Origin of the sequence: Psychrobacter sp. UBA6766 (assembly GCF_002453355.1) — a bacterium.
Taxonomy (GTDB): domain Bacteria; phylum Pseudomonadota; class Gammaproteobacteria; order Pseudomonadales; family Moraxellaceae; genus Psychrobacter.
Genome location: NZ_DKGQ01000051.1, coordinates 12,785 through 26,633, shown reverse-complemented (window position 1 = coordinate 26,633; position 13,849 = coordinate 12,785). Strand labels below are relative to the sequence as shown.

11 protein-coding genes are annotated in these 13,849 nt (G+C 44.0%); 3 read left to right on the top strand and 8 right to left on the bottom strand.

Going from position 1 to position 13,849, the window contains the following annotated elements; translation table 11 throughout:
• Positions 1-36: 36 nt before the first annotated feature.
• Positions 37-1,047 carry a LysR family transcriptional regulator gene (locus tag B4K26_RS11130; RefSeq protein ID WP_296245564.1) on the bottom strand — a complete coding sequence of 337 codons (1,011 nt, stop codon included), beginning with the start codon at positions 1,045-1,047 and terminating at the stop codon, positions 37-39.
• A gap of 256 nt (positions 1,048-1,303) precedes the next feature.
• On the opposite strand from B4K26_RS11130, the gene B4K26_RS11125 reads away from it, so the two are divergent.
• Positions 1,304-2,320, top strand: coding sequence for a hypothetical protein (locus B4K26_RS11125; RefSeq protein ID WP_296245562.1), 1,017 nt, complete (start codon positions 1,304-1,306; stop codon positions 2,318-2,320).
• Here the strand turns inward: B4K26_RS11125 and B4K26_RS11120 are convergent.
• A complete protein-coding gene (locus B4K26_RS11120; RefSeq protein WP_296245561.1) occupies positions 2,317-3,123 on the bottom strand; it encodes a PaaX family transcriptional regulator in 807 nt (268 codons plus the stop codon). The genes B4K26_RS11125 and B4K26_RS11120 overlap by 4 nt on opposite strands.
• Positions 3,124-3,211: 88 nt before the next feature.
• Between B4K26_RS11120 and B4K26_RS11115 the strand changes: the two genes are divergently transcribed.
• Positions 3,212-4,876, top strand: a complete 1,665-nt coding sequence (locus tag B4K26_RS11115; RefSeq protein WP_296245560.1) for an isovaleryl-CoA dehydrogenase — start codon at positions 3,212-3,214, stop codon at positions 4,874-4,876.
• Positions 4,877-5,301: 425 nt separating this feature from the next.
• Here the strand turns inward: B4K26_RS11115 and B4K26_RS11110 are convergent, their stop codons facing one another.
• Positions 5,302-5,787 (bottom strand): hypothetical protein, encoded by a 486-nt coding sequence (locus B4K26_RS11110; protein ID WP_296245558.1) that lies wholly within the window; start codon positions 5,785-5,787, stop codon positions 5,302-5,304.
• A gap of 232 nt (positions 5,788-6,019) precedes the next feature.
• Between B4K26_RS11110 and B4K26_RS11105 the strand changes: the two genes are divergently transcribed.
• Positions 6,020-6,694 (top strand): hypothetical protein, encoded by a 675-nt coding sequence (locus tag B4K26_RS11105; RefSeq protein ID WP_296245556.1) that lies wholly within the window; start codon positions 6,020-6,022, stop codon positions 6,692-6,694.
• Positions 6,695-6,824: 130 nt separating this feature from the next.
• Here B4K26_RS11105 and B4K26_RS11100 read toward each other — a convergent pair whose 3' ends face one another.
• The 5 genes from B4K26_RS11100 to B4K26_RS11080 all read right to left on the bottom strand — a co-directional run bounded on the left by B4K26_RS11100 (position 6,825) and on the right by B4K26_RS11080 (position 13,846).
• Entirely contained in the window at positions 6,825-7,568 is a 744-nt protein-coding gene (locus B4K26_RS11100) for a zinc-dependent peptidase (RefSeq protein ID WP_296245555.1), read from the bottom strand.
• 96 nt (positions 7,569-7,664) lie between these two features.
• The gene (gene rhuM / locus B4K26_RS11095; RefSeq protein ID WP_296245553.1) at positions 7,665-8,540 is read right to left on the bottom strand and encodes a virulence protein RhuM/Fic/DOC family protein; all 876 of its coding nucleotides are present in this window, start codon (positions 8,538-8,540) and stop codon (positions 7,665-7,667) included.
• Between the two features lie 207 nt (positions 8,541-8,747).
• Positions 8,748-9,737: an AraC family transcriptional regulator gene (locus B4K26_RS11090; RefSeq protein WP_296245552.1), complete on the bottom strand. Its 990-nt coding sequence runs from the start codon at positions 9,735-9,737 to the stop codon at positions 8,748-8,750.
• A 223-nt stretch (positions 9,738-9,960) separates the two neighbouring features.
• Positions 9,961-12,042 (bottom strand): hydantoinase/oxoprolinase family protein, encoded by a 2,082-nt coding sequence (locus B4K26_RS11085; RefSeq protein WP_296245550.1) that lies wholly within the window; start codon positions 12,040-12,042, stop codon positions 9,961-9,963.
• A 40-nt stretch (positions 12,043-12,082) separates the two neighbouring features.
• Positions 12,083-13,846, bottom strand: a complete 1,764-nt coding sequence (locus B4K26_RS11080; protein ID WP_296245549.1) for a hydantoinase B/oxoprolinase family protein — start codon at positions 13,844-13,846, stop codon at positions 12,083-12,085.
• Positions 13,847-13,849: the final 3 nt, after the last annotated feature.

Sequence of the window (13,849 nt, the reverse complement as noted above, 5' to 3'; positions counted from 1 at the left end):
ACAATACGCCACCGATATCTGCCAATTTCGCGCTGATTAACGCTGTGAGGTAAAACTCTGCTGCCGATAAGTAATACCGCGGCGCTCATATACCTGATAAATTGCGCTCAATAAATCTGGGATTTTTGGATGCACGAAGTCTTTGAGGGTATGCAAGTAGATAGGGGATGTGGCATTTTCATGCAGTAGCCGACGATAAACTATCTGCTCGGTACGCACCGTCTTTAGGCTGGCAGGCACCAAGGTAATGCCTTCACCAGCGGCAACCAAGCCGAGTGCCACTTGTAAATCACTCACCGTGGTGGTCATAAATGGCGAGATACCATATTGCGCAAACAGATGCAGTAAAGGCTCGGTCACAGGTTCAAGAGAAGGCTGCTTGTTAGATGAGGCTTTTTTTCGGTCGACTTTATGAGTAGTAGCATTAGTAGCAGCCGCAGTCGTCGCTATGGGCAGATGCGTTTGATGGTACAAAATTAAGCGATTGTTTGCCAAGTCAATCAGACGCTGTTCGTCAATATCGGCGAGCAGATGCCCTTTAGGTAGGGCCACCATGTAGCGCTCATGACGCAATAGTATTTGCTGAATCCATGGATCTTGATGAGCAAAGCGCCCAAAACCAATGTCAATCTCACCGCTTTTTAAAGCATCAATTTGTTGATAGGAACTGATGTCCTTGAGATTGACTTCAATATCGGGACTGGACTGCTTTAGCTTAGCGATAACCTCAGGTAATAACCCATACAGCACCGATGGTACAAAGCCAATGTTTAATCCGCTACTTGGCGCCGATAAGCGTTGAGTCATACTAGTAACCGTATCAATCTCTGTCAATATCGTACTGATTTTATCGTAAAAGAACGCGCCTGCTTCGGTCAGGTGTAGCGGTCTATGATAACGGTCAATTAATTCCACGTCCATATCGGTCTCGAGCTGCTTTAGCAAACGACTAAGGGTCGGTTGTGATAATCCAGTCTTGCTAGCAGCTGCGCTAAAGCTTTTGACATCAGCGATAGCAATGAAAGCATTGAGCTGTTTTAAATCCATGTTGTGATGCCCATCTGTTTATGACCCTTATTTAATCAGATATTTTAGCTGTTTTATACAAATAGCCTTTACCGCGTAAAATTATACTTGAAGAGGAAGAGACGACCTACTATATTGTGTGGCAACGATAGTGTTACAATTTAGCAAACAATTGAGGTAAAGTAGCCACACAAATACAGCGTGCAAATACGCCATTTTTACCCTAATTCTAGCAATCATCTAATTTTGGTGGCATTAACTGTTCTGGTATCACTTCATGAGCGACAAAAAAAGTAAGAAAAGTGCAGATCTAGAGGCAAACTTAGCGAGAATTGCTAATGCTAAGCCGCGAAGACGCTCGCGTAAAGATAATATTTATGAGCGCTTTATTACGCGTGTCGAAAATGTAGACAGCACTGATAATGATGCCGATTTTGAAGCAGCAGTATTAAAACCGCTAAAGAACGCAGACAAACTGTTCTCATACGAGCCGTTGAGTACAGCAGAGCTCGAACTATTTACCATTCAGCAAGAGGATTTGCAACAAGAGGCAAGTCTACAGGGAAATAATAGTAAAGGAGCTAGTAGTAAAAGCTCGGCTGTTAATTTAGATTTTGCTGATGAAGATGAGCGTCTAGATGTAAGTAATGCAGCAGTCAATAGAGAGAACTTATCAAGTATTCATTCAGAAGAGCGTTATGCGGACGCGTCTAATGACACTATCGTAAAAGAGGCAGCATCTATAAATAACACTGCTAATTATAACTCTAGAAGTTCTGATATTGATGGTGATATTGATGATTTAGCCGCACAAAGTTCAGTTGAACCAGTTCCATCAACAGATACTACGCTATCAAAAGAGAGTACGCTGGCAAGTAGCAAAAAAGCGCTCATTATTGGGATAATTGTTGGCTCATTATTGATTGCTGCCGTGGTAGTCACGCTTATCTTTACGGGTGTTTTGTCTACTACATCTGAGCCAGCGTTGTCTACCGATGCTAGCACGCCTAACGGACATAAAGACAGTGACAGTGATAAGGCAGATACAGCAAAAGATAATCTTGATACTAGTAATCAACCGACTGTAGATTCTCAAACCAACGTTCCAAACAGCGGCAATAGGAATGCTAACAACAAACCGCCTGCCGACAAAAACAAAACTGATAATGTAAAAGGTACAAGTAGAAAACCTACAGCGGAAACGACTGGCGCAACAGGTATTGAACCCGCCATTACTTACGAAGATTTTAGGCAAGAATCCCAAAGTACGTTATATCGTGAGACCAATGATTAAGTTTCATCGATCCTTACAAGATTTGTGTCAAAAAACGCTAACCAAAGACGACGACCTTCATCATTAAAGCGTCGAACTGTATTGAAATACTGTTGCCGTGCAGCTTCATCTACTAAAGGTGCAGGTAATAATGGGTCAAATATTACACTGCGAATGCCTGCATCTCCTAGCATAAATACCTCGCGTAGCGCCACATCCGTCCTCAAACCTTCCTTATGCTCCAACCAATGATTCAGTTGATAAGACATTTCTTCATAATGTTCGGCCAATTGCATATCTGACCAGAGCCATAAAGCCTTTTTTTGTCTCTGATCATCAAAATCGCAAGCTTTAAAGACGATGGCATCTTCTCCCAATCCTAAATTTAATAGACGCTTACGAACGCCATCGATACCGCCTTGTAGGTTATTGGGGCGTATATAAAGCCCTCTATCCATTTCACGAAACCCTAATAAAGATAAAGCGCGGTCACGAGCACGGAGTATCTTGCGATCGCTACGTGGTAAGCCACTCGTTGCTACTGCTATCCATGAGCCGTCTGATTCTATGGTTTTTCTATCGGATGTATGCCACAAAGCCACATCATCGCCTAGCTTTTGCGCTTTAGGACCTAATCGGTAAGTTGCAGGTGCGATTGCCTCAGCAAGCTCTGCTTGGGTTAACCGTGCCATGGTGACGCGAATGCTGTTTTCTGTTATGCCAAATACTGAGCCTGCCAAAATAGCTTCACTAATATTAAGGATATGGTTATCCGCTACCGTTAATAAGCGTAAGAGGAGTAGACGCGGACTGGGGTTATTCATATTACATTCCTTGACGAAACAAACAGTAAGATGTAATACTGACTGTTATCAAATATTATATAAGCCGAAATCAAGGAAGATAGCAGTTATGGCACTGAAAAATCAATTTAATACGCATGAAGTAAGCAATCAACCTTTTGCACTCACGAACTATAATGCTTGGCTCACGGATACCGCTCTTATGGAAGCAATCGCGCGTGAAGGGGCAGGGTGGGCAAAAGAGCATTTGAATGAGTTTGGCGCTCGTGCTGGCGGTGATATGATTGCTAGTGGATTTTTAGCCAATGAAAACCCGCCTAAATTACGCGCTTTTGATAGTTATGGTCGTCGGTTAGATGAAGTAGAGTTTCATCCAGCCTATCATGAGCTCATGACAGCTGGCGTGAAGTATGGGATGAATAATTTTGCGTGGCGTAATGAAGACCGCGAAGGTGCCCATGTTGCGCGCGCCGCTGTGATGTATCTGGGCTCTCAGCCTGAGGCAGGGTTTGGTTGCCCAATGTCTATGAGCTATGCAGCCATTCCAGCTTTACGCCATTCGCCAAAGCTTGCAGAGAAATGGCTTCCTAAATTGTTGTCGCAAGATTATGATCCGCGTAGCTTGCCCATGGAAGACAAATTGGGCTGTACCATGGGTATGGGAATGACTGAAAAGCAAGGTGGCTCAGATTTACGCCGAAACACGACGCGAGCAATGCGGCAAGCAGATGACACCTATGAGATTATTGGTCATAAGTGGTTTTTTTCAGCACCAATGTGTGATGCCCATTTAGTATTGGCACAATCTGAAAATGGTCTAAGTTGCTTTTTAGTGCCACGATTTCGTCCCGATGGCACAAAAAATGCCGTTCGTATTCAGCGTCTCAAAGACAAGCTTGGCGACTGGTCAAACGCTTCATCAGAAGTCGAGTTTCAAGGGGCGTTTGGTGAGTTAGTGGGTATAGAGGGCCGCGGTATTGCAACCATTATCGAGATGGTGGCATTGACTCGGCTGGACTGCATGATTGGCTCTTCAGCACAAATGCGCCAAGCGATTATTCAAGCCATTCATCACACCAGCCAGCGCGATGCCTTTGGTAAATTATTGATTGACCAGCCGATTATGCGAAATGTACTTGCTGACTTAGCATTAGAGTCGGAAGCAGCATTGGCACTCACTATGCGCATCGCACGCGCGGTAGGCATGATAGAAAAAGACCCTCATGAAGCCGCCCTTGCGCGCATTGCTACCGCAATTGGCAAGTATTGGATATGCAAACGTGCGCCGGTCCTTATTAATGAAGCGCAGGAATGCCTAGGCGGCAATGGCTACGTTGAAGAAAATATCATGCCGCGCCTCTATCGCCAAGCGCCGCTAAATTCTATCTGGGAGGGTAGTGGTAATGTGCAGTGTTTAGATGTGCTGCGCGCTTTAAAGAAAGAACCAAAAACCCGTGACGCTCTATTTGCAGAGCTACAAAAATCAGCTGGCAAGAATGCTTATTACGATAGCGAGCTTAAACTGTTAGCAGGACGCTTTGATGACGCTGAAACCTTAGAATTTCGCAGTCGCTACGTGATTGAGCGCTTAGCATTAATGCTTCAGGCATCAATTTTATTGTTAAGCGACAATACGGAAATTGCAGAAACATTTTGTCGTTCACGGCTTACAGGCGAGCACGGGCTTGCTTTTGGCACACTAAACCCCGATGCGCCAATTGATCTGCTGATAAAGCGTGCTGCCGGAGCAACCGAAGCATTGCAAAACTTGTAGCAAAATTTAGAACAGCCATTAGCGTGAACAGCGACTGATAACGAGAGTGTGATGGGTTAACGTTAATAGAGGTTGAGAAGGATCAGATAGTTTCCAGTATAGAGATTTTATAATTAAAACCGTGATGCGACACAACGAATAGCATAGAGTTACATCACGGCTTTTTAAATTCTTATTCCTTAATGAAAAATCCCTTAATAAGAACCTATAGTTAGCAACGCTTCTATATTGCTTATTTAACATAATATACATTATGCGAAAACAGACCAACGGCTTTAAGAGTTAAGTGCGATGTATTTTTATCCAACTTTATCTGTAATTATTGTCATTCGTTTCTAGTAAAACTTAAATATCTACCGTGTTTATATCCGCATTTAATATTAACACCAACACCGATATTAAAGTTTTGATTAAAAAATTTTTAGCTAATGACAATTCTTTAGCAAATACTCTCGTAAAGATGTGCCGTCCTCATCTAGGATGACATCTACCACTTTACAAGCTGCTTTATCATCAGTGTTATCACACGACAATTCATAATACACGTCGTTACCTTGCGCTAAGCTGACTTGCACCAATCCGTGCTCAGTCACTGAAAACTCCTTATCTTGTTCATAGTCAGGATCTTGAGAACTCCATAGTACATCATAACCAATGTGACATGATATTTGCTCTCTAGCAAAATAATCTTGCTCAAGCTGAATTGCTGCTTGCAGCTCTTTGCTGCCATATTGATGCAAAACTACTGGATAGTCTTGACCTTGGTTATTGACATCCTGCTGATACATATTGGCGATGGTAGTCACTCTTAATACAAAAGCCTTCTGTAAAGCCTCTGTTAGATTGGCAGTCGCAGGTATAACAAAAAAACCTAAGGACAGCATCATTATAGAAAAACTGGTCTTCTGCATGGCGCTCTCCATCTGTTACGATATACTATATATTATATTCATTAAAAAGAATATAAACTATCACTTTACGAGATAATTGTGGTGATTAAGTTTATGGAGCAAAAACCTTTTACACAGCACTATTATCAACTTTGCTAAGTTATCAGTATCATTGACGAAACAGCATTTATTAAAGTCAGTATGTATTTAGGTTTTAGCTCAAATTTCAATACACTACGATAAGGATGTTTTTATGATGCCATCATCTCGTTTTAACGTTTTTCAATCTGGTATTTGTAAGTTAGCAACTGCTGCATGCTTGACTTCCATACTCGTCACAACTGGCTGCTCATCTTCTGCGGAGTCCAGCGTCAATCTTCCAAAGCAGCAAAACGGTAATTCAGCGGCGCCTATTGTCTCTGATATCAGCCAGCAAACTCTTAAACAACAAGCCTTACGTATTCAGCGTGCGCTAGCAAACAAAGACTTTACTAGAATTATTAATGATATTCATCCAACCCGTGGCGTGCGCTTCTCCATGTATGCCTATGTGCGCCCTGAAACCGATAAAGTCTTTAGCCGTGAGCAATTTGCTCAATACCTACAACAATCCAAAATCCGATTTACTTGGGGTGAACGTGATGGCTCTGGTAAACCGCTAGTGATTCCGCTCCCAGAGTACCTAGAAACTTGGGTCGATGGCGATACCTACAATAATGCCAGTATCAGTGTTAATGAGTTTAAACACAGCGGTAATATGATCAATAATTTAAAGGATATTTATCCGAATTCAGAAGTTGTTGAGTTTTATTACAAAGGCTCGGAAGAATATGAAGGCCTAGACTGGCGCATTATGCGCTTGGTGTTTGAAGAGTACCAAGGCAAACGCTATTTGGTTGCTATTGTCAATGAGCAGTGGACGGTTTAAATTGATATAAGTATATGAGTTATTAGTCAATAATATCAAAAAAAGGCAATGCGTTTTATGTAATGCATTGCCCTATTTAATTACTTTATATTCAATTTTTTGCATTAATTTTTAATACTAACGCTTTTAGTTAAAGCGGCGTTTGCCGAAAGAACTCGACCATTATCTGGTAAATATCAGGATAAGCATCAATGAGCTTTTGCGGTGTTTCAAAAAACACTTCGCTTAGTACCGCAAAAAACTCCGCTGGATTGGTGGCGCCATAACGATCAAGACCTGATTTATGATGGTTTTGAAAATCCTCAAAGTCTCGAGTCATAATCTCAGTCCAGTGCCCAGGATCCATATCCGGTTGCAGCGGCGGAAAGCCATTGGCGCGCCCATTTAGCATATCAAGCTTATGCACAAACTCATGAATGACGACGTTATGACCATCGCGCTCACCTGAGTGTTTGGCATCCTTCCATGACAAAATGACAGGACCACGCTGCCATGCTTCTCCGCTACGGTGCTGACTGCCCTCATGTACAACCCCTATCTCATCGACAGTAGTGGTTTCGCTCTTGTAGGAACCCGGATAAATAATAATGGCCGACCAGCCAGCGTACCATTCAAGGCCAAGGTTTAAAATAGGCAGGCAAGCTTGTAAAGCGATAGACTGCCTAACCGCATCGGTAATCTCAAAACCCTGTGCGCCAGTAATTGATTTATCTGCCAAAAACAACGTCGCCAGCTCAAACAGACGGTTAAGCTCGTCTTCGTTTAGCCTATCAAGTATCACAATACGCTTAGTCGCTTGCAGCCAGTCAGCATGAGTAAATTCGCTGTTGTCCAGTATACGCTGCTCGCGCCAGTTTTTTATCAGACTAAACATATTAAATTTCCTTTAATTTTTGGCGTTGAATGTACTTTTTATTATTGGCGTTATGTTTTTTGAGAGGTCAAGCGATACTGGCAATAAACCTATTTATCAAGATTCTAACGACAGCATATTCATGATCAGTTTGATTAAGGTTTCTTTTTGGTTGGGATCAGATTCAGCGACTAATAAGGTTAAAGCAGCAAGCCCGGTGTTATTGATGACCATATCACCTTTATTATTGAGCAATCGATTATTACGGTGCAAAAAATCCACAAACAAAAAAGCCCCACTCCGTTTATTGCCATCGGTAAAGGGGTGGTTTTTGACCATAAAATATAGCAAGTGCGCCGCTTTGCTCTCGATGGTCGGGTATGCAGGCGCGCCAAATACCGTCTGCTCTAAATTACCCAGTACACTGTCCAAACCATCACCACGAGGCTTAGCAAATAGCTCGGTCGCCTCGCCTCTATTTATCAGCTGCGCTTTTAAATCCGTCAGTGCTGTCATTGCCTCAGTCGGACTGGGCAAGAACCCACCCTCTTGCCCTTCCGGATCGTCAAGCAAGCCTTCATCATAGCGCTGTAACCATAAGAATGTCTGTGTATAGCGACTGATAATCTCAACCAAGCCGCGTCCTTCATCGGTTTTAAGCTCAGGACTTTGCGCAGTTTTTCGAATTAAATTTAACGCTTGTTGTAGCTCGCTTGAGTTTTTATCAAAGCGCTCTTGATTAAGCGTATAGCCTTGAACTAGGTATTCGCGTAAGCGCTGAGTTGCCCAGCGTCTAAACTGCACACCTTGAGGGGATTTGATGCGATACCCTACTGAGATGACCACATCTAAGTCATAAAATGTCACGGGGCGGTCAGAATTTGCAATATGCATTTTTTGCATATTGCTTTTTTCAGCTATTTCTTCGTCGTTTATAGCGTTGGCGATATGACGCGAAATCACTGACTGGTCACGACCAAACAGCTCGGTCATTTGTGCTTGCGTCAGCCAGACCGTTTCTTGTCCAAAACGTACGTCTACCTGCGCCTTTCCATCAGCGCTTTCATATATCTCTACTTTTACTGTCTTATCATTCGTAATATTAATAATCTTAGTTTCTCCTTAACTTAATATACGCGCTTATGCTCAATTCATAAATCATGCAGCGACTGCATGACAGAGTACATAACAATACAATGACTAGCTTGGAGTATCTCGCGGCGTATAACCGAAATGCTGCTTATAAATGCGCGAAAAGTAACCTTGGTCGCTATAACCGACTCTATGCGCCACTTCATCGATAGTTACGTAGCTTTTGGTTTTTAAAATATGGTTGGCCTGCTTTAAACGCAATTCTTTTACCCATTCCGAAAAACTATAGGGCAACTGAGCAAACAGATTATGCAAGTATCTGACCGATATATGACAAGCAGCAGCGACTATTGCTGGGGTCAAAGCAGGGTTTTCTAGGTGCAGATGGACGTAATGCTCGATGCGCTTTATATGTACCGACTGTATAGACGAGCTGGTACTCATCATTACTTCTTTTGGGGCGCTCAATGTCAATACAATAAGGTTAAGTAGCTGCTGCTCTAGGATTTTAACCTCTAAAGCTTCCAATTGATGCTGCTGAATCAACTCTAATATCTGTCTGATTTGAAACACCAGCAGCCTGCCAGCCCCTTCATCAATCGATAGACTGCGGGCAAACTGCCGCTCTATCGTGCCCTTTTGCGGGCTTAATAGCGCTAACGGCACCTTAATCACATATAGCGATACTTGCTGCAGATGATAAAACTCATAAGGCAAATTGGATAACTCAATAAAAAACTGACCCCGGCTTGAGGTTAATTGGCGATTTTTTTGCGCAAAACGAACGCTACCAGTTACAGGAAAAGTGATTAAAATACTGTCATCGCTACCGTTATCACTGTTGCCGTCACAAGACTGATTGCTTGCTAAGCTGCGTTTATAATGTACGGTATTGGCATGATAATAGGATACACCGATATCTAAAAGCTTAGCGTGTTGCAAATAACCAGAAAACTGACTTGGCTGGCGAAAGCTCACATTAAGATCAAAATAGGTGTCATTGATGGTGCGCTTCCAGTCAAACGCATCTAACGTTTGAAGAGCGCTTATCGGAGGCGTTGAAGGTAACCATAAGGAAGGAGGTAGTTTTGCATTCATCCATGAATACTCTGTGTGTAAAAATAGCTATCAAAAAATTGATAGGCATTTAGGCATCATTCCAGCTAATAAAATGTCGTTCTCCTTTATATCATACCTGTATGACGACTGAATTTCTAAATATGATACCTACAAAATATGATATAAAAAACAAAATCAGGCATTAAACGAGGTTTAATGCCTGATGGGAAAGTTATAAAGCGATAATGATGAAAACAGCAAGCTAGGCGGCTTTGGTCAGCTTATAAGTGCCCGTTTCATGCAATTCTGCTTGCCAGCCTTTTTTAATGACAACTGTGGTGGTTGGTTCTTGAATAAGCGCCGGTCCTGCAATCAATGCCCCTGCCCCAAACTCTTCACCATTATAAATAGGCGTATCAATCCATTCGTATTCTTGATCCATGATCATCTCACGGCTGCCGACTTGCGCCTGACTGATATCGCCTTGTTGCTGAGCAAGCTCTGGTAGTTTGGGCTTACTGATTTTACCGATGACAGCGACTTCGATATTGACCAGCTCGACCTTATTGTCGCGCTCATCATAAGTATAGAGCTCTTTATGACGGTGATGAAAGGCTTCTAAAATCGTTTGCACACTGTCAGCAGCAAGCTTACCATTGGGTATCAACACATTGCATTCATGTACCTGTCCGACGTAGCGCATCTCCATGGTGCGCTCAATGATAATATCATCTTCTGCAAAGCCATCTTCTAACAGCTTTTGCACGCCCAAGCTTTCTAGCTCATGTAAGGTGGCATTGAGTGACTGTAACTCTGAATCTGGCGCAATAATCATCATCTGCGTGGCCAGATAGTTGTATTTAATATCAGAGATGATTTGGCCAAAGGCGCAAAGACAAGAGGCAATCTTTGGTATCAAGATAGTACCAATCCCCATCTCTTCGGCCAAATCAACAATATGCATACCACCTGCGCCGCCGGCACAGATAAGCGCAAAGTCGCGAGGGTCATAGCCTTTTTCAATGGTAATACGGCGAATACCATTTGCCATATTCTGGTTGACGATAGCACTGATACCAAAGGCGGCATGCGCCAAGTCAATCTTTAATGGATCGGCAATATGTTTTTGAACTGCCTGCTGAGCTTTGTCTTTATCCAAGGTCACGCAGCCGCCAAGCACGGCATCGGGCTCAAGGTAGCCTAAAACCAGATTGGCATCAGTCACCGTCGGCAACTCACCGCCTTTACCATAAGACGCTGGACCTGGGGTTGCGCCAGCACTTTGCGGACCGACCTCGAGCATACCAAAATTATTCACATGACCAATAGAGCCGCCGCCTGCGCCTAGCGTTTCAACATGAATCATCGGCACGCCAATGCGATTGCGTAGGAAATCAATATCACGGTTTAGACTGGTTCGACCAGATTTGGCCATCGTGATGTCAAAAGACGTCCCGCCCATATCAACGGTAATGATGTTATCGATACCAAAGGCGCTGGCAATATATAAACCGGCTTGCGGTGCTGATGCGGGTCCTGAGTTAATGGCATTAACCGCGCGTTCGCGCATGATGTTACCGACGGCAAGCCCGCCATTCGACTGAAAGTAACGAACAGGCTGCTCAGCGCCGAGTGCCTTAAAGTAATCATCAATCTTATGTACATAAGACGCCATAACAGGGCTTAAATAGGCATTAACCAGTGTCGTTGAGGTACGCGTATACTCCTTAATCTGCGGATATACTTCACTACCGCAGCAGACAAACACCCCTGGCATATGCTGCTCAATCAGCTCTTTGGCACGCTGTTCATGCTGAGTATTACGGATGGACCACACAAAAGAGATGGCAACCGCTTGCACGTCTTGCTGTTTTAAAACTTCAATCGCACCGAGGATATCTTGTTCATTTAACGGCTCTTGTTCGCTGCCGTCTGCCAAGATACGACCACGGATAGGAAAGCGGCGGTCACGCGTGGCAATCTGCGGCGCTGGCGGGTAACTGGCATCGTAGCGATGCCCTTCTTCTTTGTGCCCTAAGCGTATCTCAATACTGTCCTCATGGCCCTTGGTACATAGCAATCCTACTTTCACGCCTGTCATCTGAATCAGGGCATTCAGTGCGACGGTCGTACCATTAATACACAAATCGCAGGCTTGAATAATGTCCTCGATAGGACGGTTAAATTTATTGGCAATCTGCTGTAGACCATTGGCAATGGCTAGGGTGCCATCCTCTGGGGTTGATGGCGCTTTAAACAGATGAATATCACCGGTTTTTTCTGCCAAGACAAAATCTGTAAAAGTCCCACCAGCATCAACGCCAATACGAAAATCGTTGTTCATAAGTCATCCTTAACTCAATCATGAAAGTTCAATGTGTGTTTTATGCGATTATCCGGCGGCGCAAGCATTCAGTCTCAGCTTCATCGAGCGTCAAAGTTTCTGGATCGATCACCACGCCGTATTCAATCTTTGCCGCAGAGATTGAGACAATCCTTTCTTTTACATCCTTGATAACCGCTTGAATATCGCGATCAAATGAGCTGCCGTAGCCACCGCCACCTGGATTGGTATTACGCGCGCGTTCACCCGGCGTAATTTCCGTGACGGTGTTTTTTCTATATAAGTCCGTTTGCCCGTCTTTATGTAGTATCTCTAGACGCCCAACTTTGAGCTCGGGTGAGGTTTGTTCAGCGCCGCCTGCGCCCATAGTAGGATGCTGACGACCTTCGCCAAAGGCGATAACCGTCATGGTATGGTCTAATGGCTCAACTTCCCAAACCGTACCACAGCCGCCGCGGAACTCGCCTGCGCCCCCACTGTCTTCTGCCAAGCCATATTTATGGATTAAGATAGGATACTGGTACTCTAATAGCTCGATATCCCCTGAGCTTAATGCGCCAAAACAGCTTAACGGCCCACAAGCGTGCCAGCCATCCATTTGCTGGGTAGCACCAGCGCCTGAAATAATAGATGCCAAAATCATGGTGACATATTGCTCGCCCGTCTTTGGGTCGATACCAGCGATATTAATCCCTGATGAATGTCCCCAAGAGGCGGTAACACGCTCTGGCGCGGCCGCTTCAAATGCCATTCGTACTGCGTCAGTTAAGGTTTCCATCGGCGTGGTCGTACAGTTGACGTGCGGCGCTGGTTCCTTGGCATTACATAAAGTGCCATGCTCGCCCAAATCAACGGTCACACAGCGATATAGACCTTCGTTATAAGGCGGCTCTACTTGAGCAAACATCATTAGCCCAAGCAACACCCCTGACATCGAGTTACCGGCATAAGAGTTGATAAAGTAAGGAACTTGCGGCGGACTGGTGATTTTAATATGCACATCACTGTCTTTGATGACAATGTCGGCGCTGATGGTCATATCACCTAAGCCATGACCTGAATCTTCCAATATTGCCTCGCCATGATAATCACCATCTGGAATAGACGAGATTAATGAGCGCATATGGTGGTCAGCCATGCTCTTTAGCTCTTCAATCGCGCCGCGTACCGTTTCAATGCCATATTTGTCTAGCAGGGCAATCATATTACGCTCGCCGACAGCGCACGCTCCATACTGAGCATTGAGATCGCCTTCTTGGTTACGGCGCGAGCGCATATTGCTGTGCAGCAAATTAATGACATCATGGCGTTTAACGCCTTTTTCCCAAAGCTTAATGGGTGGAATACGCAATCCTTCAGCATATATCTCTTTGGCGTCAGGGTTATAACCGGCTGGTACAGGGCCACCGATGTCGGTGACATGACCTTTACAGACTGTCCAAAAAACCAGCTCGCCTTTATAAAATACCGGTTTATACATACAGCAATCTAAGATATGGCTGCCCATCATCACAGGGTCGTTATGATAAATCACATCGCCTTCATGAATGTCGTCACCATAATATTCGGCGACAGCTTTCATGGCTGGCATGAGTGAGCCTAAATGAATGGGAATATCTTGCCCTTGCAAAATCATCTCAGGCAAATGATCAAACAATGCATTGCTATAGTCATGGGCTAAGTTAAAAACGCTAGAACGGGCAGTTTTTTCTAAGGTGGTTGTCATCTCACGCTGCGCCGTTTCTAGGGCGCCACGTACGACGGACAAGGTAATGGGATCTATAGAGGGGTGAGCGTTGCTCATAAA

What these genes read in the sequence shown, in the direction of transcription:
- B4K26_RS11085 (WP_296245550.1), bottom strand. Translation starts at nt 12,042, where the DNA reads ATGAACAACGATTTTCGTATTGGCGTTGATGCTGGTGGGACTTTTACA.
- B4K26_RS11100 (WP_296245555.1), bottom strand. Translation starts at nt 7,568, where the DNA reads ATGTTTAGTCTGATAAAAAACTGGCGCGAGCAGCGTATACTGGACAAC.
- B4K26_RS11120 (WP_296245561.1), bottom strand. Translation starts at nt 3,123, where the DNA reads ATGAATAACCCCAGTCCGCGTCTACTCCTCTTACGCTTATTAACGGTA.
- B4K26_RS11105 (WP_296245556.1), top strand. Translation starts at nt 6,020, where the DNA reads ATGATGCCATCATCTCGTTTTAACGTTTTTCAATCTGGTATTTGTAAG.
- B4K26_RS11115 (WP_296245560.1), top strand. Translation starts at nt 3,212, where the DNA reads ATGGCACTGAAAAATCAATTTAATACGCATGAAGTAAGCAATCAACCT.
- B4K26_RS11130 (WP_296245564.1), bottom strand. Translation starts at nt 1,047, where the DNA reads ATGGATTTAAAACAGCTCAATGCTTTCATTGCTATCGCTGATGTCAAA.
- B4K26_RS11125 (WP_296245562.1), top strand. Translation starts at nt 1,304, where the DNA reads ATGAGCGACAAAAAAAGTAAGAAAAGTGCAGATCTAGAGGCAAACTTA.
- rhuM (WP_296245553.1), bottom strand. Translation starts at nt 8,540, where the DNA reads ATGACCGAGCTGTTTGGTCGTGACCAGTCAGTGATTTCGCGTCATATC.
- B4K26_RS11090 (WP_296245552.1), bottom strand. Translation starts at nt 9,737, where the DNA reads ATGAATGCAAAACTACCTCCTTCCTTATGGTTACCTTCAACGCCTCCG.
- B4K26_RS11080 (WP_296245549.1), bottom strand. Translation starts at nt 13,846, where the DNA reads ATGAGCAACGCTCACCCCTCTATAGATCCCATTACCTTGTCCGTCGTA.
- B4K26_RS11110 (WP_296245558.1), bottom strand. Translation starts at nt 5,787, where the DNA reads ATGCAGAAGACCAGTTTTTCTATAATGATGCTGTCCTTAGGTTTTTTT.